The 21,146-nt window shown below is 33.0% G+C and carries 21 protein-coding genes and 2 pseudogenes; 8 read left to right on the top strand and 15 right to left on the bottom strand.

Features of this window, described 5'->3' with window-relative positions; genetic code table 11:
- Positions 1-186: 186 nt before the first annotated feature.
- A complete protein-coding gene (locus ACLHDF_RS25115; protein WP_413921288.1) occupies positions 187-705 on the bottom strand; it encodes a DJ-1/PfpI family protein in 519 nt (172 codons plus the stop codon).
- Between the two features lie 144 nt (positions 706-849).
- On the opposite strand from ACLHDF_RS25115, the pseudogene ACLHDF_RS25110 reads away from it, so the two are divergent.
- Positions 850-1,230, top strand: a pseudogene (locus ACLHDF_RS25110) (winged helix-turn-helix transcriptional regulator).
- Positions 1,231-1,480: 250 nt separating this feature from the next.
- Here the strand turns inward: ACLHDF_RS25110 and ACLHDF_RS25105 are convergent.
- The 7 genes from ACLHDF_RS25105 to ACLHDF_RS25075 form a co-directional block, all read right to left on the bottom strand.
- Entirely contained in the window at positions 1,481-1,774 is a 294-nt protein-coding gene (locus ACLHDF_RS25105; protein WP_413921287.1) for a hypothetical protein, read from the bottom strand.
- 356 nt (positions 1,775-2,130) lie between these two features.
- Positions 2,131-2,646, bottom strand: a complete 516-nt coding sequence (locus ACLHDF_RS25100) for a DinB family protein (protein ID WP_413921286.1) — start codon at positions 2,644-2,646, stop codon at positions 2,131-2,133.
- Positions 2,647-2,833: 187 nt separating this feature from the next.
- Positions 2,834-3,418 (bottom strand): TetR/AcrR family transcriptional regulator, encoded by a 585-nt coding sequence (locus ACLHDF_RS25095; RefSeq protein WP_413921285.1) that lies wholly within the window; start codon positions 3,416-3,418, stop codon positions 2,834-2,836.
- Between the two features lie 7 nt (positions 3,419-3,425).
- Complete coding sequence (locus ACLHDF_RS25090; RefSeq protein ID WP_413921284.1) at positions 3,426-4,178, bottom strand: alpha/beta fold hydrolase; 753 nt, start codon at positions 4,176-4,178, stop codon at positions 3,426-3,428.
- Positions 4,179-4,409: 231 nt separating this feature from the next.
- Positions 4,410-5,156 carry a twin-arginine translocase subunit TatC gene (gene tatC / locus ACLHDF_RS25085; protein ID WP_413921283.1) on the bottom strand — a complete coding sequence of 249 codons (747 nt, stop codon included), beginning with the start codon at positions 5,154-5,156 and terminating at the stop codon, positions 4,410-4,412.
- A 66-nt stretch (positions 5,157-5,222) separates the two neighbouring features.
- A complete protein-coding gene (gene tatA / locus ACLHDF_RS25080) occupies positions 5,223-5,405 on the bottom strand; it encodes a twin-arginine translocase TatA/TatE family subunit (protein ID WP_412999988.1) in 183 nt (60 codons plus the stop codon).
- 12 nt (positions 5,406-5,417) lie between these two features.
- Positions 5,418-7,052 (bottom strand): PhoX family protein, encoded by a 1,635-nt coding sequence (locus ACLHDF_RS25075; RefSeq protein WP_413921282.1) that lies wholly within the window; start codon positions 7,050-7,052, stop codon positions 5,418-5,420.
- A gap of 366 nt (positions 7,053-7,418) precedes the next feature.
- Between ACLHDF_RS25075 and ACLHDF_RS25070 the strand changes: the two are divergent.
- Positions 7,419-7,640: pseudogene (locus tag ACLHDF_RS25070) on the top strand (NUDIX hydrolase N-terminal domain-containing protein); the annotation flags it as partial.
- A 484-nt stretch (positions 7,641-8,124) separates the two neighbouring features.
- Here the strand turns inward: ACLHDF_RS25070 and ACLHDF_RS25065 are convergent.
- The 5 genes from ACLHDF_RS25065 to ACLHDF_RS25045 form a co-directional block, all read right to left on the bottom strand.
- Positions 8,125-8,886, bottom strand: coding sequence for a ZinT family metal-binding protein (locus ACLHDF_RS25065; protein ID WP_413921281.1), 762 nt, complete (start codon positions 8,884-8,886; stop codon positions 8,125-8,127).
- 384 nt (positions 8,887-9,270) lie between these two features.
- Positions 9,271-10,122 carry a TIGR03943 family putative permease subunit gene (locus tag ACLHDF_RS25060; RefSeq protein WP_413921280.1) on the bottom strand — a complete coding sequence of 284 codons (852 nt, stop codon included), beginning with the start codon at positions 10,120-10,122 and terminating at the stop codon, positions 9,271-9,273.
- A 15-nt stretch (positions 10,123-10,137) separates the two neighbouring features.
- Positions 10,138-11,007, bottom strand: coding sequence for a permease (locus ACLHDF_RS25055; RefSeq protein WP_230184764.1), 870 nt, complete (start codon positions 11,005-11,007; stop codon positions 10,138-10,140).
- Positions 11,008-11,525: 518 nt separating this feature from the next.
- Positions 11,526-12,491 (bottom strand): TIGR03943 family putative permease subunit, encoded by a 966-nt coding sequence (locus tag ACLHDF_RS25050; protein ID WP_413921279.1) that lies wholly within the window; start codon positions 12,489-12,491, stop codon positions 11,526-11,528.
- A gap of 10 nt (positions 12,492-12,501) precedes the next feature.
- Positions 12,502-13,488 carry a permease gene (locus ACLHDF_RS25045; RefSeq protein ID WP_413921278.1) on the bottom strand — a complete coding sequence of 329 codons (987 nt, stop codon included), beginning with the start codon at positions 13,486-13,488 and terminating at the stop codon, positions 12,502-12,504.
- 381 nt (positions 13,489-13,869) lie between these two features.
- On the opposite strand from ACLHDF_RS25045, the gene ACLHDF_RS25040 reads away from it, so the two are divergent.
- The 4 genes from ACLHDF_RS25040 (at position 13,870) to ACLHDF_RS25025 (ending at position 17,504) form a co-directional block, all read left to right on the top strand.
- Positions 13,870-14,823, top strand: a complete 954-nt coding sequence (locus tag ACLHDF_RS25040) for a metal ABC transporter substrate-binding protein (RefSeq protein ID WP_413921277.1) — start codon at positions 13,870-13,872, stop codon at positions 14,821-14,823.
- 67 nt (positions 14,824-14,890) lie between these two features.
- Positions 14,891-15,598: a metal ABC transporter ATP-binding protein gene (locus ACLHDF_RS25035; protein WP_413921276.1), complete on the top strand. Its 708-nt coding sequence runs from the start codon at positions 14,891-14,893 to the stop codon at positions 15,596-15,598.
- Complete coding sequence (locus ACLHDF_RS25030; RefSeq protein ID WP_413921275.1) at positions 15,544-16,380, top strand: metal ABC transporter permease; 837 nt, start codon at positions 15,544-15,546, stop codon at positions 16,378-16,380. Before ACLHDF_RS25035 ends, ACLHDF_RS25030 begins: the two co-directional genes overlap by 55 nt.
- Positions 16,381-16,529: 149 nt before the next feature.
- The gene (locus ACLHDF_RS25025; protein ID WP_413921274.1) at positions 16,530-17,504 is read left to right on the top strand and encodes a CobW family GTP-binding protein; all 975 of its coding nucleotides are present in this window, start codon (positions 16,530-16,532) and stop codon (positions 17,502-17,504) included.
- Positions 17,505-17,603: 99 nt separating this feature from the next.
- Here ACLHDF_RS25025 and ACLHDF_RS25020 read toward each other — a convergent pair whose 3' ends face one another.
- Entirely contained in the window at positions 17,604-18,791 is a 1,188-nt protein-coding gene (locus ACLHDF_RS25020) for a glycosyl hydrolase family 18 protein (protein ID WP_413921273.1), read from the bottom strand.
- A gap of 404 nt (positions 18,792-19,195) precedes the next feature.
- Here ACLHDF_RS25020 and ACLHDF_RS25015 point away from each other — a divergent pair, with 404 nt between their 5' ends.
- Both ACLHDF_RS25015 and sufU read left to right on the top strand, forming a co-directional pair.
- Positions 19,196-20,146, top strand: a complete 951-nt coding sequence (locus ACLHDF_RS25015; protein WP_413921272.1) for a CobW family GTP-binding protein — start codon at positions 19,196-19,198, stop codon at positions 20,144-20,146.
- Between the two features lie 28 nt (positions 20,147-20,174).
- Complete coding sequence (gene sufU / locus ACLHDF_RS25010; protein WP_413921271.1) at positions 20,175-20,603, top strand: Fe-S cluster assembly sulfur transfer protein SufU; 429 nt, start codon at positions 20,175-20,177, stop codon at positions 20,601-20,603.
- Between the two features lie 61 nt (positions 20,604-20,664).
- On the opposite strand, the gene ACLHDF_RS25005 is transcribed toward sufU, so the two are convergent.
- Complete coding sequence (locus ACLHDF_RS25005) at positions 20,665-21,078, bottom strand: Fur family transcriptional regulator (RefSeq protein WP_413921270.1); 414 nt, start codon at positions 21,076-21,078, stop codon at positions 20,665-20,667.
- Positions 21,079-21,146 lie beyond the last annotated feature (68 nt).

The raw sequence follows: 21,146 nt of genomic DNA, 5'->3' as shown, positions 1-21,146 counted from the left end.
GCAAGAGAAAAGCTACTGTTAAGGCCAGTAGCTTTTCTCTTTTTAACCTGTATACCCCATACATCTTTAGGTACCATAATGTGAGTTATCGGAATTAAACGATAGTAAACCCTCCTTAAAAAAGGAGGGTTTACTATTATCTAAAGAAAATTCTATCTTAATTAAAATCTTTTTGTTACTTAAAAATTATCTCAAAGCTTTTACTAAACTTTGACCAAATTCTTTTGCACCATCTGGACCATCACCAGTAATGATGTCGTTATATGCGACAACATGTTCTGAGACATATTTTACGTTATTATCTTTTAATTGATTAATCTGTATATCTACTGGATAACATGTTGCTGTTCGTCCTTCCAGAAGACCTGTTTGAACTACAGAAACTGAACCTGCACAAATTCCAGTTACAAGAACTTTTTGCTCGTAAGCTTGTTTTAAGTAAGTTTGTAAGTCTTGATTATTCCATAAATAATCGTTTGTGCCAGAACCCCCAATAACAGCTACGGCATCATAATCATTAGATGAAACATCAGTAAAAAGAGTAGTTGATTCTACTTTACCTTGATAATCTCCTATAGTTTCACCTGTTTTTGTACTTGCAATTGTTACTTCAATACCTTCATTTTCTAATGCTTCTTTTGGATGAAATAATTCATCTTCGTTGAATCGTTCCGGTGGTATAATAAATAGTGCTTTCTTACTCATTGTATGTCTTCCTCCTGAAATATAAAAATTATTTAAAACCTAAACATAGTTTAACTTGGCTTTTGTAGCCTGTGAAGAACGCACTTTATTGTGCGGAGGTTACTAAAAGGTTACTATTGTAATAACAAAAGGAGAATGAGATTGATGTCAGATACATTGCGAGAAGAAATTAGAAAAAAGATACTAAATGGCGATTTTAATTGTGAAAAAGAACTTACTTTATCTATCTTTAGTGGGAAATGAAAAGTTGTGATTTTATGGCACTTAGGAGTAGAAGGCCCACATCGATTTAGTGACCTTCAAAGGCTCTTTCCAAAGATATCTCATAAGATATTATCAAACCAGTTACGGGAACTAATGGAAGATGGAATCATACATAGAGAAGTTTTTCCTGAAATTCCTCCTCGAGTTGAATACTCGATGACTGAACTCGGAATGACATTGTTACCTATTGTAGAAATGATGTATGAATGGGGACAAAAAAGAATGATTGGTTTGAAAAAACAAATTAACTCTAAAGACTAAATACATAAAACTTTGTATTTTGAGCAAACTACTCAAGACGCCGTAAGGCATCGTCCTCTTTAGAATCTCTATCGCTCTAAACAAAAAAACCTCCCTTGTGCAGTGGGAAGTTTTTTTGTTTTTAAGCTGTATACCATATACAAAATTAGTTAACATAATCACAATTATCGGTAATATAAAAATAATCCCTTTGGAATAAAATCTCAAAGGGATTATTTCGATAATAAAGTAACTTTAAACCTTTCTTTGTTTAACTTCCTATTTGCTCAATCTTCTGTTGCTCTTCAGCTGTTACATGAATTTCGACGTCTTTATTCTCTGGTTGCAGGTTTTCACTATTTTTTAAGAGATTTTCTCCAATACTATTTAATTCTGCTTGCTTTTGTTGCTCAGCTGTTATATGAAGTTCAACAGCTTTATTCAAAGCTAAATTTGATTCAGTAGATGATGAGTGAATAGTACTTTGAATAAGAACTCCTGCTGTAGACAGACCCAAAATACACGTACAAATTAATAAATGTTTTTTAACATTAATTTTAACCAATCCTTTCCCTTTATGTGATCATTATTTTCAACCATACCATTATATCTTTTATTTTACATAAAAGTAATTTATTAACCAATTATATTTCCATTTACACTCTATATTTAATCTTCTATACGTTATACAAATTTAGTCACCATAATGTTGTTTATAGGAACACATAAAAAAAGAGAAGAGTACTTAAAGTATCTTTTCTCTTTTTATTTATTATCTATAAAGGTTAAGATTTGTTGCCTTTTTAATTGAGCCAATCCTTGCAAAGTTTCATTTATTACACGATTTGTTAACTGATTATATAAAAGATATTCTAAACTTTGTTAAGAATATCATTTAGTATATCCTCAATAGAGGAAAAACTACTCTTTCGTATCCCTTTCATATAAATATAAAACATAATCAGTCATAACACCAGGATGGCCCAATTGCCGCAACATAGCTGTGATATTGCCACGATGATATGTTCCATGATTGACAACATGTTGTACTAAGTCAGATAGACGAGTTACGAGTCGTCCAGCAAATCGGGTTTCAAGCACAATGGCCGTTTCCATATCTTCTTGACGATCGAGAAACGCTTTGTACTGCTCAGATAAATCGAAAAACATCGTTTCTACTTCTTCGATTCTTTTCGTTTCCATCTGTTCTCTCAATTGATCAGCCAACGCATATACTTCATCAAATTTTTTACCAGACATAAAGTCTAACCATAGGTTATCGACGACATAAATGTGCGCCATCACCTTTGATATAGAAGGAAAAACGCTCTGAATTTCCTTTTCATAAATATCCTCAGAAAGTTCTTTTAATCGGTCGAAAATTTTTTTGTTTGCCCATACATGGTAGTCGTACAATTCCAATGAGTGATGTGTCATTTGAAATTCCCCCTACTTCACTATTCATTATCGACATAACGCAAGGTATCAGTAGTCAACTTAACTATACTTCTATAAAAATACCCTCCAGACCTTTTGCCTAAAGGAGTTTCTTGTTTACGTAATGGATTTTATCAGAAGCGATATATAAAAAGAGCCTTTAACAACTAAAGGCTCTTTTCGTAAACTAGTTACAAAACTCGCTTATAATCTGCTTCTTTATTTCTTCTATCGGAAACTTCTGTGGGTAGGTAGATATCATCAATATAATACCTTGTAGCACAGATGAAAAATACAACGATCGTTTCCGTGGCTCTTGTTCTCCCATTCTTTCGAATATTTTACATTGTAACTCAAACTGTCTAGCGTTTTCCTGAATAAGGAGATGACTATGTTTAATCAACTCTTCATCAGCCTCTGGCTGAGTTTGCAAGTGTAGATAGAATCGATGGACTTCTGGGTTTTTGTGAATATTATCAATGGCACCATTCACTATATATTTAAGCTGCTCATTAGGTGCCTCCAAGACGACTGCTTCCGTCATTACTTTAACCACTTCTCTGATTCTGGCCTCGACCATTTCAGAAAGAAGCTCTTCTTTTCCTTTGTAATAGTTATAGACTAACCCTTTCGAAATGCCCGCCTGTTTGGCTATATCCATTATAGAAGTAGCATAATATCCTTGTTTCATAAATAACTCCATAGCTGCAACGCGAATTTTTTCTTTGGATGCTTCGCGAATACGGTCATTCTCTTCGGGTGTACGTGGCATTTTAACGTCAATCCTCCATAAAACCAGTAATTTCTTGATATAAGTCTTTAGAATGAGTAAGGGGTAGCATATGATCAGCATCCTTTATTTCGATAAAATGGATGTTTGGAACTTTACGGAAACAACCGGCAACTTGAAAATTATCTGCCAGGTCCTTTTTGCCGATAATAAATAAAGTTTTGGGATTCAATTCTCCTAATCGTTCTATTCCTGGCGGCTGAGGCCATTTCATACAGAAATCAGTGGGCCACTTAAGCATGCGCTCGAAATGGTGTCTAAGCATTTGAACAGTGAGATCTTTGTGAGGACTATCGATAACGACTTGATATGTTGGTGAATGAAGGGCAAGTTCTAACATCTTATCTATATCAGGAGCATTTTCCAATATTTTGTTATGATATTGTTCAAACTCTTTTGAATAGGAAAAACCAGTCAAAGAAGGAGCAATTAATACAAGCTTTGATACTCTTTCAGAGTAATTAAGAGCAAAATCAGTTGCAATCTGTCCACCCATAGAATGTCCTATAATTGTTGCCTGATTGAGCTTCAGATGATCCATGAGTGCCAGTACGTCTTCAACATAGTTTGCATGTTTTATAGGAGATGGTGATTTGCCAGCCCCCCGACCATCGAAAGCAATCACTTTGTAATTCTTAGCTAAAAGAGATACTAAAAATGTCCATTGTCTTAAATCAGCCCCACCACTATGAATAAGAACGACAGGGTGACCATTGCCAGTGATCTCGAAATATAAATCCAATGCAATCCCTCCTGTTTTAACTGAATTTTCAGTATTACCTTATTATTGAATGAACGTTTAGTCAATAGAAAAATAGAAGAAACTCGTCAAAAAGCAACCTTAGTATGTAAGAGCAAAGGCTTTTTTTCTTTTTACATTATAATTCATATTTTATAGGTAATTAAAATTCTAGTTAGAATAACCCCATATTTGAACAAAAAACAAACTTCTTAAGAAAAGAAGTTTGTTTTTTTAAGAAGTTTTCTTCATTTTAATGACATTATTCGATGACTGTTTAAGCTTTTTCCGATAAACAATTTTTGATAAGGTTACGCTGCATTCATACAAAATTAAAAGTGGTACAGTAACTAGTATATCTGACATAAAATCAGGCGGAGTAATTAAAATCGATACAACAACAAGCAGAAAATAAGATAACTTTCGAGCTTTTGAAAGAAACATAGGGTTAATAACATCAAGGGATGTTAAAAACATAACAACAAGTGGAATTTCAAATAGAAAGCCAAATGGTAACGTCAAATTAATTATGAATTTAAAATACTTTTCAGACGTAAACATGGTTTGAAACTGTCCTTCAGATAGAGATAATAAAAAGCTAAGTACCGTTGGGTATACAACAAAGTAACCAAAAGATAAACCGGTAATAAAAAGGATAAATAGGCCGGGGATATACGATAACGTTATTTTTCGTTCTTTTTTAGAAAGTGCCGGTTTTACGAATAACCATATTTGGTGTGCAGCAACTGGAATGGTAAGAGCAATGGCCACTACGCCTGAGATCATAAAGTATACCCAGAGAATTTCACTTGGCCCCAGCACAGCTAATTCGTGATCAAGGTCACGGATAAGCCATGCGTATATGTTCTGCACATAAACAAATGAGCCACATAAAGAAAGTAAAAAGGCGGCTAATGTAAGGATAATTCGTTTTCTTAATTCTTCAAGATGATCAACAAAAAGCATTTCTTTATTATCCAACCTACTGTTCCTCCTTTCTGAAAAACAGGCGAAGATGTAAGCATTCTGCTTACATCTCCCCTCACATTATTTTATTTCTTTCTTTTCCTCTTTTTCTTCTGAAGACATTAAGTCTTTAGTAGAGTTTTTAAATTCCCTTAAAGTACTGCCAAAAGCACGTCCGATTTCTGGCAACTTAGATGGACCGAATATGATAAGAGCAATGACTAAAATTAGGATTAATCCTGGTATACCAATATTTTGTAACAATTGATTTCCTCCTTAGAAATTAAATCCTGTAATAGCAATAACTCCTGGTCGTGGCACTTTTTCACCCTTACGGTGCGGCCATGTACTTGTAGGGTTACTGAGATCTTCTGTTTCTTCACCAGGATGTTGAACAGATAAAAATAAGGTCTTTTCATCTGGTGTGAAGCAAGGACCTGTAAATTCAGCTTCCATTGGGGCAGAGGCAAACTGCAAAGCAACTCCTTTATCGTCACCCACAGTTGGGATAACAAATACACCATTGTTACCAAAACTTGTCCATGCATCTTTGTTTAGACTACTCGATGAAATGTCTGTTACAGTCCACAGGTTCGCATTACTATCAAACGTTAAGTTGTCTGGTGCACTAAATCCACTTTGACGCCCGCCGGCTGCAAAAATCTCATATTCGAATTCAGTTTCCCCATGATCATTATTTTTTTCTATGAAACGAGTAATATGTCCATGTAGATTTCCGTGCTTGTCATTATTGGTATGAGCAATATAAATCGTGCTGTCGAATGGTGAAATTTCAACATCTTCCGGACGATCTGTTGGTGTTCCGCCAAGAAGAATTGCTGCTTCTTGACAGTTGGTTACAACATCACCTTGAGTTTGGAATTTTTCCAGTAAATCTGGTTTCCCGTCAGCAGCAGCTTTTACTGCCTCAATAGTTAGAGGGATCCATTTGCCTTTTTTAAAATCTGCTACGTATAAAGTTCCTTTATCAAGAAGGCGGGAATTTGCCTTTCCCATCTCCGGCTTATATTTGTCTTTACTTACAAATTTATATACACATGCATCTTTTTTATCGTCCCCCATGTAGACGACTACGCGTTGGTCTTTAGCAAGTCCCATTGAAGCATTTTCATGATTGAAACGCCCTAAAGCCGTATGTTTACGGACCTGGAAATTTGGATCAAATGGATCAACTTCAATGACCCAGCCATAGTGGGTTGGGTTTAATCCGGCATTTTTTGACGTATCTTCAAAGTTTTCTTCACAAGATAGTACGGTATTCCATAATGTTTTTCCACCAGAACAGTTAGCAAAGGTTCCTTGAACATTAATTGCACCACCTACAGCTTTTTCTCCTTTTGCAGGACCTGTAAGCTTAAAGCGTGTTAATCCTGATATACGGCGTGCATATTTTGAAGTAGCATCCATTTTCCATTTATCTTCTTTTTTGTCATAGTATACCTCAATAATTGAACCACCTTGGTTATAAAGAAGTTTTTCAATTTGGGCAGGAGTATACTTATCATTTACTTTTGCCCCTTCCACGTAAAGGGGGTTTGTATATTCGTGATTTACCCAAAGCAATCCACGGTTACTAGCTTTAATTGGAAAGTAAAGAGTAAAGTCGTTGTTATAACCAAATGTATCTTTCTTAGGGTTAATGATGTCTCCATAAGCAGCTACAACATCATATTTAAATCCTTTTGGAAGAATTACATCATCTTTGGTCGTAGCTTTAATTGGTGTAAATCTAAAGCCTGTCTTTTTTGGTTTTATCCGCAGTAGGCTATCAGTTTGTGCATTAGCTGCCTCACTTAGGACACCTAAACCAGAAGTAGCAACCGCTAGAGCCGTAGCTCCTGCTCCAATGCGTGATAAAAAAATCCGTCGATTTAATGGTTTACTCTCCATCAAATTGTCCTCCTATATTCCTTCAACATGTATTTAATTGTTTTCAGGAATTCCTCATTTTTTATGTAATTATGTGAATGTCTTTCAAAGTATAAATAGAGCTCATCTATTCACATATATTAATCTATGAAAGAGATATCGTTCATTCATTTATTAGTATAGAAAACTAGAGTAAAGTAGTCGTTAAGTTTTTTTAAATAATTTATTAAAGATTGTAAATTTAAAATTTTAAAAAATCTATTAAGCGAAGGAATAAAATAATAATAAATCCAAGCATTGACATAAAGAAACACCATGATATAAAGTGGACTTCGCTTTATACTTAAAAAAATAATAGGTATTCTTAGAGTAAGGGGAGACGTTATGATGGAACCTAAATGGCTTGATTGGGCAAAGCTGCTTCAGTCGATTGCCCAGGCAGGATTAACTTATTCTAAAGATGTCTATGATTTAGAACGCTTTGGGCTTATACGAAGTATTAGTATTAAAATGTTAGCTGAACAAACAAATATGAACGAGACCATGATAAACGATTTATTTGCAAATGAAACAGGATATGCTACACCAAAAGTAGATATTAGAGCTGTCTTTCTTTATATTTTCAATAATTTATCTAGTAAAACATTCGATTTAATAGACTGCCGAGAAATACGTTTTATGTTAACTACAAACGTATACTTTTACGGACGTTGTATTTTATCATTATTCAGTATAATCCCTAAAGGATACTGAATGAATAGAATGAAACAATTAACAAGCTTGATTAGGTAGCCCTCTTAGGGGCATAATTTGTTCACTAAATGAAGAATCCACTATTTTTATAAAGAAAAACATCAAATATATATAATCTGCAGGGAAACGCTCTCTGAGGGAATTAACTTTAGTTTTACATATAACAGGTCATTCAATGCAAATTTCAGCGATCTATAAACTTTTGATTTCTTGCTATCTAAAGTTAGTTACCATAATGTTTCTTATTGGTACTAACATAGTGGAATCACATATAAAAAAGGCTGTTTAAGTAAACAACCTTTTTTTCAATAGTTTAGTAATAATCATCGTGACTCCTAATTTAATGCTCCATCATCTCGTGGGCAATATCATGTCCATCCATTTCTGATGGGTAGTAGGTAGGCCAGTTTATGACTTCATCCAATAAAGCTTCACGGTCGTCACCCCAATACAGGTGGTAGTGACTAGATTCATTCGGATAAATACTATGATCACTAAATTGAATATATTGAGGAACCCCTTCAGTTTCTTCTGCTAGTTTAAATATGTATCTTACTCCTCTATTTCCCGCATCATATGTTAGAATTTCATACCCATCATAGATATACTTACCAGAATGTTCTTCTCCATTTTTGAAGAATGTTACAGTATTCTTTTGAATCACGATACGGTCAGTATCTGTTTGGTATCCTTTATTATAATACTTCTTATATTCTTCAGCTGTCATGTCATCTTCATGTTCAGCTTTATAAGAAAATACTTCGTCAAGAGTACCATCTTGTAGATATGGATATACAGATTGCCAGTCCCCTTCCCAATCAGAAAGTGAGCGATCCTTTACTTGACTGTCTTTAAAATAGCCTGCGTAAATTTGTTCAGTTTCTTTATCATGTGCATGACTATGATTGTGTTCGTGTTCACTTTCATGTGTGTCACTTTTAGATGTTTGCTCTTTCGTTTTAGAAGAGTCTTCTGAGACAGATGAGGATGGTGTTGTTTCATTAGACTCACTTTCGGATGAACTTGGAGCCTGACATCCCAGCAATGCTAGTAATGAACTAACAGTTACTATGCTTAACCCCTTTGCAAATAAAATTTTCATTATAACACTCCTTTTGTATAAATCGTAAACATTACGATTTATATTATACATATATCTTGTATAAACATCAATGGAAAAAACGTTCTAATCCCAATGAATGGATGATTCTATCCAGAAATCTTCGTAGACTATTACGCGTAGCAGCAAAATTAGGATTAATTAAGTATATAGACAAGTAAACAGTGGATATATGATATACATAGTTAGTTACCATAATCACTCTTAAAGGAACCAAGAAAGCGAAAGAACCCTTATGTGAGTAAGGTTTGCTTTTAGATCTACATTAATAAATAAGATATCTTTCTATTAGAAGAAACTCGCCAAAGAGAGGTCGTTAAATACCATAAAAAAATCAGGTTAACAAATGTTAACCTGATTTTTCAACTATTGATTATTACGATAAACATAAGGATCGGATGGTTTTTCTTCACGTTTTACTTTTGTTACTTTTACAATTGGAATGGTCTTTTTAAATGGTTGATAATACATCGTACTTACTTTACCCGTTACCGTTACCCAATCATCATTTTTAAATGATACATCATCTGGAAATTGAACTAACATACCAAACACACCTGAATCTGCTATACAATGAATAATACCAAAACGAAATAAAAAGTACTGATTGTCTTTTAATTCCTTCGTATGGTACATAAATCCTTTAAAACTAATTTGTTTCCCGGTAAACTCACCAGGATATCGATAAATTGTTTCCATAGCATTTAAAAACTCTTCATCCTCTAAATTAAGGGTATCTCCTTTTGAATACTTTTTTAAATCTTTATGAATCATTTTGTAGTATGCATCTTCTCCATAAAATGAACTCGTATCCGGTTGAAGAAACTGATGCGATGAGTAAGGGTCTTTTTTATCATAAATAGGAAAATGAAATCCTTTTGCTTCAACAATGTTTGAATCAAGAGTAGCAACAGGCAAAAAGAAGACGGTTAATACAGGTAAGAAATAAAGAGGGTACCATGCCCGTCTTTTCCACTTGTTTGATGATTCATGACTATGACCGCAGCTACAGTCACCATTATGGTCATGATCATGATCCTTTTCATCCGTTCCTGTCATATAAAACACTAACTCTGCAATGGTTAGAAACCATAGTAAGAAAATGGTGCTGAATGAAATCCATGAATATTTCATGTTTATATATTTTGATATATCTCCAGTAGCATGAAGATGCATAAATATCATAGTAAAGCCTAATAAGATTAAAACTCTAAACATAAATGTCCCTCCTTTTTAATGAACGATTAATAGAGATAGGACTAGTACCAGAATAAACACGTATGCAAACAGTGAGAAAACAAATTTTGTCTTAAATTGACTCAACATCATTAATGTATTTTTTATATCAAACATAGGGCCAAATACTAGAAAGGCTATAATTGCACTATCGTTAAATGTGCTTCGAAATGATGAAGCAATAAAGGCATCAGCTGAAGAACATAACGATAAAATATAAGATAAACCCATCATAACTACGTTTGAAGATACTGCTCCGTGCCCGAGAGCCATGAGGGTGGAGGTCTTCACATAAGTTTGCATGGCGGCCGCGATTAACCCACCGATAATGACAAATTTCCCAACAGAAAAGAATTCATCAATAGTATGTTTAAGAGCATCTCCTATTTTTTCACTCATCTTCTTGGAAGCAGTGTGTACATGTATTTCATTTTTAACTTGTGGTGTTTTAAATTGAAAGGCTAAAATTAAACCTACTATTAAAGATACAAGAAAGGCAACAACACCACGTTCAATCATGATTTTCCAATCGTTACCGAAAGCGACAAATGTCGCGAATAGGACAACAGGATTAATAATAGGCCCTGTTAACATGAACGGAATAGCAGCATATAAGGGAACACCTTTTGCCATTAAACGCCTTGTAATAGGGACAATTCCACATTCACAAGCTGGAAATAAAGCTCCAATTACACTTGCTAGAACAATTGCGCCAAATTTATTTTTAGGAATAGCTTTTGCCATCATTTCGTCCGTTACAAAAATTTGAATAATACCAGAAATAATTACACCTAATAATATAAAAGGTAGAGCTTCAATTAGGATACTAATAAAAATGGTGTTCATTTGTAAAAGAGATGAACTCATTATACTCACTCCAACTAAGAAATAATCATGTTGCTTTATATTCGAATTTTCTGTTTGTTTTTAAACATAGAAAAAGCCCCTTTAAATAGAAAGTAATATCACTTACAAACAGTGATATTACACTATTTATCTAAAGGGGACAATCTCAAAAAAAAAAATAAATATATACAATAGCCGTAATAAAAAAATATATTTATAACATAAACAACTAGTAGTCTCTAGGAGAGTGAGCTTAATCAAAACCTTAAAGACCATATTATTTAAAAATGTAAATTCAAATAAATCTTTGGATATCATATTTTTTTATACAAATATCCTTTAATATTTACATGAACATTTCTTTTTACATTTGTACTTTACCATAAAAAAATGAAAGAATGGTGAAAAACAGTTTAACAATTTTTTACTTTCATTTCCAATCATAAATTTTGCAGGACTTTAACACAATAATCTAAGTATATAACTGTTTTAATGGTGTATAGCTTATCCTTAACAGTAAATCTATCATAGAATGCTTTCTATTCACCAGGGCCTATCAGCTGTTCATCTTGATAAAGTTCATATACGTATGGGTTATCAGGTTGATGTATGGACTCAATCTGTTGAATTTGAATATATGGAACATCCTCTTGATTGTACGTAGCTTTTTTAACTATTCCTTTTATATGAACCCAATTGTCTGTTTTAAATGTAGAGGCATTCTCTATAGTTGATAGCATTCCATAAACAGATGCATCTGCCACACAACATGATATGCCAAAACGAGCTATCACAAATTGATTATCTTTAAATCCATTTTCACGGTATACAAATCCATCGACCTCAATTTCTTTGCCTATAAACTGATCTACATTATTTTCGATAATACTCATCACAGGAATATAATCTGTATTATTTACATTAATGCTCTTTTGTTTTAGTAGCTTTTTTTCAAGTAATTTATAAAATCCTTTAGGTGGGATTTCAGGCGGAGAAATATTACTTTGATGCTCTAAGGGAACATTTTTTGGTACTTCTTCTGAATCACCAGCTAATACCTTATTCGTGTATTCTTCTACTTTGGAATTAATAGATTTAACTTTATTGCTTCCTTGTTGAGCTGGTTGCTCGCCAGGGACATTCGCTGAAAACTTTACTCCTCTTTTTACTGCAACTGAGCTGTCAAGTGTATGATTTGAAAATAAAAAGCCCGTCATAATAGGTAATAGAAATAAAGAGTAAATAAATGTTGTTCGAATTTTTCCTTTTTCCGTATGATCATGACCGCATTCACAAGATAAATCCTTATTTACACTACTTCGCCAAATTTGTATAATTCCCAACAAAAAAAAGGTACCAGAAGAAAACAATATAAAAGGCATCATTTTAGGCGCAATAAATTGAATGATTTTACCTGTTAATATGAGTTTAAACATAAGGAGGGAAAAACCAATTAGTAATATTCCCCTTATATAAATGATAAATTGCTGATCAATTTTTTTCATACCACTTCTCCTATCTATTAACTATTCCATAAGTCATGACGATAAGATACACAATCACAGTAATGATAAGAATCAGACTAAATGCAAAACGTTTTTTAAAAAAGGACAATAACATAATGGTGTTTTTAAAATCCATCATTGGTCCATATAGTAGAAAGGCAAGAAGAGCTGTAGGTGAAAATGTATGAGAAAAAGATGAAGCAACAAAAGCATCTGCTTCTGAACAAAGTGACAGTACATAAGCAAATCCCATCATAACGGCAGAAGACATATAGTCATTGCTTGCAAGGTTCGTTAATAGTTGTCTATCTAAAAAGGTTTGAAATAGACTTGCTACAAGCGCCCCGAACAATAAATATTTGCCCATATCGAAAAATTCATCACTAGCATGATACAAGGTTTGTTTTAACTTATTACCTACTTTTGCGTCCTCATGTTCATGAACGTATACATCTCGTAACTGGTTGGAATTTCGAAAAAAGAAGTAAACGGATAAACCAATTAATATACAAGCAACAGCAGCTAAACCTATACGACTGTATACTATAGACATATTTGATTGGAATGCATAAAAAGTAGCAGCAAATACAACTGGATTTAAAATGGGGGCACCGACTAGAATCACCACTCCAATATGAAGTGGCATTCCTTTTTTTAATAACCTTCTTATAACCGGAATAATGGCACATTCACAAACGGGTAAAAGGGCACTTACAAGAACAGCTGGCATAAGGGCGATATACGGATTTTTTGGAATCAAGCGTTGAATAAGTTCTTCTGATACAAATACTTGAATAAGGGCAGAAGCAAATACACCAAGCAAAATAAAAGGGATGGCTTCAAGTATAATACTTAAAAAAATAGAATTTACATTCAATAAAGATGCTGAAATAGCTAAATCTTTCGTATTTATATCAACAAAGAAAAAACAGTAACCAAAAAGCAGTAGTAATAACACACCTATTAGATCTTTACTTAATTGTGATAGAGTTGTCATAACCTATCGTTCCACCTCCATTTACTAGAACTATATGCTAGAGTTTGAGTAGATTATGCGACTAATTTTTAAAGATGTTATACATACTTCCAAGGTAAATGTAAAAATACATAAACTTTCCTTGTAAATAAAATTAAATTTCTTGATGAAAAACTAAATATAAATAGCATAAAATATGGTTTAAAAACCTTTTTTCTAAATATTTACCTTTATATTTTTAAAAAATATATATAAAAAAGCTTGAAAATAGTAATGATTACGATTTATTATTGAATAGTTTACTAGGTGAACTTATTTTCAGTAAATGCAAGATTGCTCTAATAAAATGACGACATCTAGTGTAGGTACATATTTATAATTTTTTAGAAAGAAGGAATCTACATGAAAAAGAAATATGTAACGACAGCTGTGGTAGCAGTAGCATGCTTTTCACTTATGGTCGGATGTTCAACTAAAAGTGGGAGTTCAAACGAAACAAATAAATCATCGACAGATGAAAAAATTCATGTGACAACTACGTTCTATCCTATGTACGAATTTACGAAACAGGTAGCTGGAAATAAGGCAGATGTGGAATTACTCATTCCATCGACGGTAGAACCACATGATTGGGAGCCTTCTCCTAAAGATATGAAAAATATTCAGCAATCGGATGTAGTGGTTTACAACAGTCCTTATATGGAGACATGGGAACCATCGATTGAAAAAAGTATAAATAGTGAGGGACCAATGTTTGTAAAAGCAAGTACAGGGATTGAATTAATGAATGGCGTTGAAGATGAAGAAGGTACACATAAAGAAAATGAACATGCCTATGATCCACATGTATGGTTGAGTCCAGTTCTTGCCCAAAAAGAAGTTGAAAACATTGCAAATGCACTTGAAAAAGCAGATCCAGATAACAAAGAATATTATGAGAAAAACAGCGAAAAATACATTAATCAATTAAAAGATTTAGATCAAAAATACCAATCTACGTTAAAAAATGTACCGAATAAAGAATTAATAACACAACACGCAGCTTTTGGTTACCTTACAAAACAATATGGTTTAAGACAAGTTCCAATTGCAGGACTCTCTCCTGAACAAGAGCCAAGTGCAGCGCAATTAGCAGAATTGAAAAAATTTGCTCAAACTCATCATGTTAAAACGATTTACTTTGAAGAATTGACATCTCCCAAAGTAGCAAAAACCTTGGCTGATGAAGTAGGAGCGAAAACAGAGGTGTTAAACACGTTAGAGGGTTTAAGCAAGGAACAACAAAAACAGGGTTTAGACTACATCGAAGTCATGGAAAACAATTTAAAACAATTGCAAAAGTCATTATCTGAGTAAACTATCATAAAAAACATGCGTCTTTTTCTTAAAGGCGCATGTTTTAATTAGAAGGTGGAAGAAAAATATGGAGCTTATTTCATTAAAAGATGTCGTATTTGGTTACCAACATACACCTATATTAAAAGGTGTTTCATTTACCATTGACAGTGGTGAATTCGTTGGTGTTACTGGTCCAAACGGCGCGTCAAAATCAACGATGCTGCGACTGATGCTGGGTCTGTTGAAGCCGTGGCGAGGAACAATTGTAATCAATAAAACTAACCATGAAGGAAAAAAACTAAAAATTGGCTATGTGCCTCAACAAATTGCCTCGTTTAACACAGGTTTTCCAAGCACTGTAATAGAGTTAGTAAGATCTGGTCAATATGAAAAGGGAAATTGGTTTAAACGACTAACAGTAAAGCATCATCAAAAGATAGAAGATGCACTAAAAATGGTGGGTATGTGGGAATTTAAACATCATAAAATTGGCGATTTATCTGGAGGGCAAAAACAAAAGGTTTGTATTGCACGGGTACTCGCTTCAGACCCAGATGTGTTAGTACTAGATGAACCGACAACAGGAATGGATGTAGAAAGTCGCCAGGCATTTTATCAATTTATGGATCATCAAGTTAAAAGGCATGGCCGTACAGTTGTGATGGTCACACATGAACAAGACGAAGTTGAAAAGTACTTAACGAAAATTATTCGACTAGAAAGAGGTGAAAAAGGCGGATGGAAATGTTTAACTTGGAATTCATGCAGCGCGCATTTTGGGCAGGAAGTTTAATTGCGATTATTGCACCTTTACTTGGTGTATTTTTAGTGCTTAGACGACAAGCATTAATGGCAGATACATTGTCACATATTTCTCTTGCTGGTGTGGCAATCGGTTTCTTTATTCATTCTAACGTTACACTATCAAGCTTCTTAGTCGTTATTATCGGAGCAGTTGGCATTGAGTACATGAGAAGAGCATACCATACTTATTCTGAGGTCTCCATTGCCATACTGATGGCAGCAGGCTTATCCTTTGCTCTTTTCTTACTCAGTATCACAGAAGGCGGTATGACAACTAACATTGAACAGTATTTATTCGGTTCAATTGTGACCATTAGTAATGAACAACTCTATATTATGACTGGCGTTACCGTACTAATCCTTTTATACTTTTTTATTTTTAAAAGACAGTTGTATTTAATAACCTTCGATGAAGACACGGCTCAAACAAGTGGAGTAAATGTTCATTTACTTTCATTATCTTTTAGCATTTTAGTAGGTATGGCAATAGCAGTTATTATTCCAACAATTGGTGTGCTACTTGTATCCGCGCTGTTAGTCCTACCGGCAGCTTTTGCGATTAAATTATCAAAAGGTTTTACAATGGTCTTTCTAGTGGCGATTGCTATGGCACTTTTTAGTATCCTTTTAGGGCTTACATCTTCTTATGAACTGGGAACACCTCCTGGAGCAACTATTACATTGTTACTAGTCGTTCTTTTGCTTATTGGTTTTATTGTCCAGAAGGTAGTATTGATGATAATGCGATCAAACCATAAAAAGATACATTAATTTAAAATATTTTAGTCTATCCACATATCGTTTCACATATAAAGATAGAAGTAGTATAGTAAAACGTAAACATTACGATTTGATTTTAGAATGTATACCTATACGAAGATTCTCTATCTTCAATTACTCTTTTATGTGGAGGAATTATTATGACAGCTATACCTTCTTATATTCTTTCTGGCTTTTTAGGAAGTGGAAAAACAACATTGTTAATTAACATCTTAAGATATTGTAAAGAGAAAAACTTAAAACCCGCAATTATTTTAAATGAATTAGGTAGTGTAAACGTAGAGAGCCATTTGTTTGAAAATGAACAAGTATTTGAACTACTAGACGGCTGCATTTGCTGTACGATTCAAGATGATTTAAAAAAAACGTTAATAAATGTAGTAAAACAACATGAAAAAGGGCCTGTTGATATATTACTTATAGAAGGAACAGGTGTTGCAAATCCTCTTGAGTTAGTGGAAACAATGTCTAGCCCTTCATTACTAAAGTGTTTTGATTTACAAGCAGTTATTAGTTTAATTGATGCCAATACGTATGTAGATAATCAAAGTATTTTTACGTCAAAAACAATTCGTAATTTACTTGAAAGTCAGGTTAAAGGTGCTACAACAATTGTCTTAAATAAAATAGATTTAGCAACGGACAAGCAAATGGCTAAAGTAGAAACAAAGTTGGCAAAATATAGCCTTGATGGAACAAAGGTTTTGAAAGCTTCATATGGGAAGGTTGATATTCCGGTATTATTGGAAAAGCGCATAGGCTCAGCAGTTTTAGATAATAAAACATGTAAGTGCAATAACCATACACATGAACATGAAAATTCTTGTAGTCATCACCATGAACACCATATAGGCATCAAAACAATGACTATTCAAGAAGTGCCGAGTTTTACAAAAAAACAATTAAGCCATTGGTTAAAGTCACTTCCAGAAGGTATTATTCGAGCTAAAGGATATGTAAAATTAGAAAAAAAACAAGGTTTATATCATTTCCAATATAGTTCTAATCAAATTGATGTGAGTGATCAACCACAAAACGGTGTTATTGATCCTTGCATTGTTCTAATTGGACAAGATCTAGATACAGCAAATATACTAGAGGTATATGGAACATAATAATAAAATAAAAGACCTTTCTATATGAATAGAAAGGTCTTTTTAAATTATAATAAACAATATTTATTAGCCTTTGAATTTAACATATATTATTATCTGTTAAAATATTTTATTCCAATAGGATGCGCCCATAAGATCTAGGCTCCATATAGCAGATCCAGCTAGATGATACTGCGGAATTAGATCTAAATATTCTTTAAAGGATGTAACAGTAGGGAGCCATACTTGATAAACTCTGTTATTTGCAGTATAAGAAGTGTAATATTCCCCCAAAGTGGAATTCCAAGTTAAATTTCGATGATTTTGAGTAACTAAATCCTTAACATATTGAACAGAAGTGGCAGGGTTCTTTACAATCTTCCCACTCTTGTCTTGTTGCCAAACCCTTGTATAAGCAGGAAGGCCTAATATCATTTTTTGAGGAGGTATACCAGTTTTCGTAAACTCTTGTACATTTTCCTTTAGCCATGAGAGTGATGTTACAGGTCCGGGTACAGGGTCTGTTGACCAATGTTGATCATATCCCATAAAAATAATGTAATCGCAATAATTCCCTATTATTTTATGATCAAATGGTCCATATTTATTATTACTTCCTTTAGAATCAGGAGGTAGGTCAATAGAAAGAACAATCTTTGATTGATTTAGGAGATTAGATAAACTTTTTACAAATTGTGAAAAAAGGTCCCTATCTTGACTACGCACGTTCTCAATATCTAAATTGATACCATCCCATTGGTTATTAAGGGAAACTTGGTATATTCTTTTGATTATTTCTTGGGTTTTACTAGGATTAGAAAGAAATGTATGAACATTAGATTTTGTATCATTATTAATGATAAAACGTGCCCATATTTTTTTATCTTGGGTATGCATAGTGTTTATTAAAGAGAGGTTAGAGTTCACTTGTAAGTTATACTGATTGTCAATAGACACTAATGCTGGAGAAACGACTTTAAGATTATGATAAGCAGATAACTCGTGTGTACTCGAGTTATTATTATTTTCTGTTACCCATCCTATAGATAAAGGAGATTCTTTAGGTAAAACATGTTTATTAACAGAAACAGAAGAAATTTTGTTGTCTTCAGTGACTACAGAAGACTTTTGTGAAATTGAAGAGGTTAGGGATTTATTCATTGCAATAGATTCATTACCTGCTGAAAACACAATCATAGTAGGAATAATTAAAGTTATGAGAAAGAGTAAGAGAAAAAAAATCCATAAATACTTGTAGAACTGTCTTAGAGCAGGCGGGCGGTTATATGAAGGGTAAGAATGTTTCATATGGAATCCTCCATTTTAAGATAAGTATTGCAGTTCAAATTTAGTGATTAAAATTAAATCTAGTAAATAAAGAGATATAAAAAATAAAACGTAACATTTACGATTTGTTTTATGTTTCTGTATATTTCTATGTAAAATTATAGAGTGAAGAACTAAAAAATTTTTAAAAATAAATTTGATAATTTCTCATCTACTATTATGTGTTTTAGTAATAAAAGTGGTTCTGATGCAAAAACTTCAGAATAACTGCAAGGAATCTTCTAAAATGTCTTTTAAATAGGGAGATAACTAGATGGTTATTCATTATCAAATCATAAAAATAGATAATAGTAATCATTACGATTTAGTGTTATAATTATAATTGTACTATCAAGTAGATGAAGCAAAGAAATGGGTGAGAACAGATGAAAAAAATCAATATATCTATACTTGGTGGCTTCTTAGGAAGTGGGAAAACTACCTTATTGCAAAACATCTTGAAAGAAGAGGGGAAACAAAACCGGAAAGTAGCAGTGTTATTGAATGAAGTTGGAGAGCATTCTGTTGATACAGATATTATTGGAACGAAAATACCATTAAAAGAACTTTTAAATGGATGTATTTGCTGTACCCTAAAAAATGAGTTAGAAATTCAACTTTTATCTCTCTATCAACAGCATCAGCCTGACGTGATTTATATCGAGACAACAGGAGTTGCTCATCCATTAGAAGTATTAGATGCATGTTTATCTCCTATTATTGCACCATTTATTGATATTAAATCCATTATTAGTGTAGTTGACCTAAAGAGATGGATGGACCGTTATGAATTAAATCACTCATTGCAAAAACTCCTTGTAGAACAGATAAGGTATAGTGATTATCTTCTGTTAAATAAGAGCGACTTAGTAACAGATAAAGAACAAACATCTATCCAAAAAGAAATAATAAAAATTAACCCTAAAGCTAAAATCAATTTAACAACTTATGCTCAAGTGTCATTGGAGGAAATTAATCACTCCAACCGTTCCTGTGGTGATGCTCATGAGGAACTACATGTCCATAACCATTTACATATTCAAACCATGACTTACCAGTTTGAAGGCTCAGTTATTAAAAAAGAATTTGATGAATGGATTAAAAACTTACCTAATAATATCTATCGAATAAAAGGTTTCTTACAGTTTGAAGGTGATCAAGCACATACTCATTTATTCCAATATTCATATAGATCCCCATACTCATTCCCACAGAAAAAAATATTCCCTAAAAATCTCGTGTTTATTGGGACCGATTTTGATCTAGATAAACTAAAGAAAGAGTTAAAGAATTTAGAACAAAATGCCAAGCAAAAAGTCTCTGCTTATTTAGAGTAATTCTATCAGATGCTATAGGAGGGAAGTAATGAATATTAATGACTTATATAAACGGGTAATATTGGATCATGCAAAGAATAAAAGAAACCACAGGAAAACGGACTGTTATACTCATAAAGTACACTATAAAAACCCTACTTGTGGAGATGTAATAACGATGTATGCAACGATCAAAGCAAATAAAATAGAAGACTTATCATTTGTAGGAGAAGGATGTTTTATTAGTATGGCCTCTTCTTCAATGTTTACTAATATAGCAAAAAAAAAGACAATTGCTGAGATAGAGGAGCTCTCTATACTTATGAAGGATATGATTCTGACTGGAAAGGTAATGGATGACCTACGGTTAGAGGATGCAATTAGTTTAGGAGATATTCATAAATTTCCTGCAAGGTACAATTGTGCTTTAATGCCCTGGCAAGCTTTTGAGAAATTACTTAAGAATAGAGAGAAATAAAAACCTACTTGAAGAAAGACTGCCAATAATTTAAAAGCCTTTCTTTAAGTAGGTCAAATAATTATTTACAACAACTTGGACATAAACCGTAGACCTCGAATTTATGACTAGTAATTAAACAATCATTTAAAAAAGATTGAACTATGCCCTTAGGACAAAATTTAAGAGGTTTTACTGTTCTACATTCTGTACAAATGAACATATGTCGATGATCAAATTTATTTTTTAAGCCAAATAATCTTTTACCATTAAGACTAGTAGATTCTAATAAACCAACATCTGAAAATAATGAAAGGCTCCGGTAAATCGTATCAAGACTTATACTCCAATTGTCTTTCCCTAGATCTTTATGCACTGTACTCGCTGAAATTAGTTTATTTTTATGCTGACAGAAGTATGATAATATAACGTTTCTTTGAGGCGTACATTTATACCCGTTTTCTTGTAAGTGGGTTATATATTGTTCTTTAATCATAGATATCATCCTTTAAAAGATTATTAAAATATAAATAGTAATAATTACGTTTTATTGTGGATAATATA

The organism is Priestia megaterium (assembly GCF_046599315.1).
Lineage (GTDB): Bacteria > Bacillota > Bacilli > Bacillales > Bacillaceae_H > Priestia > Priestia megaterium_F.
Note: the sequence above shows the minus strand (reverse complement) of the source record. Positions and strands in the feature narration are given on the sequence as shown.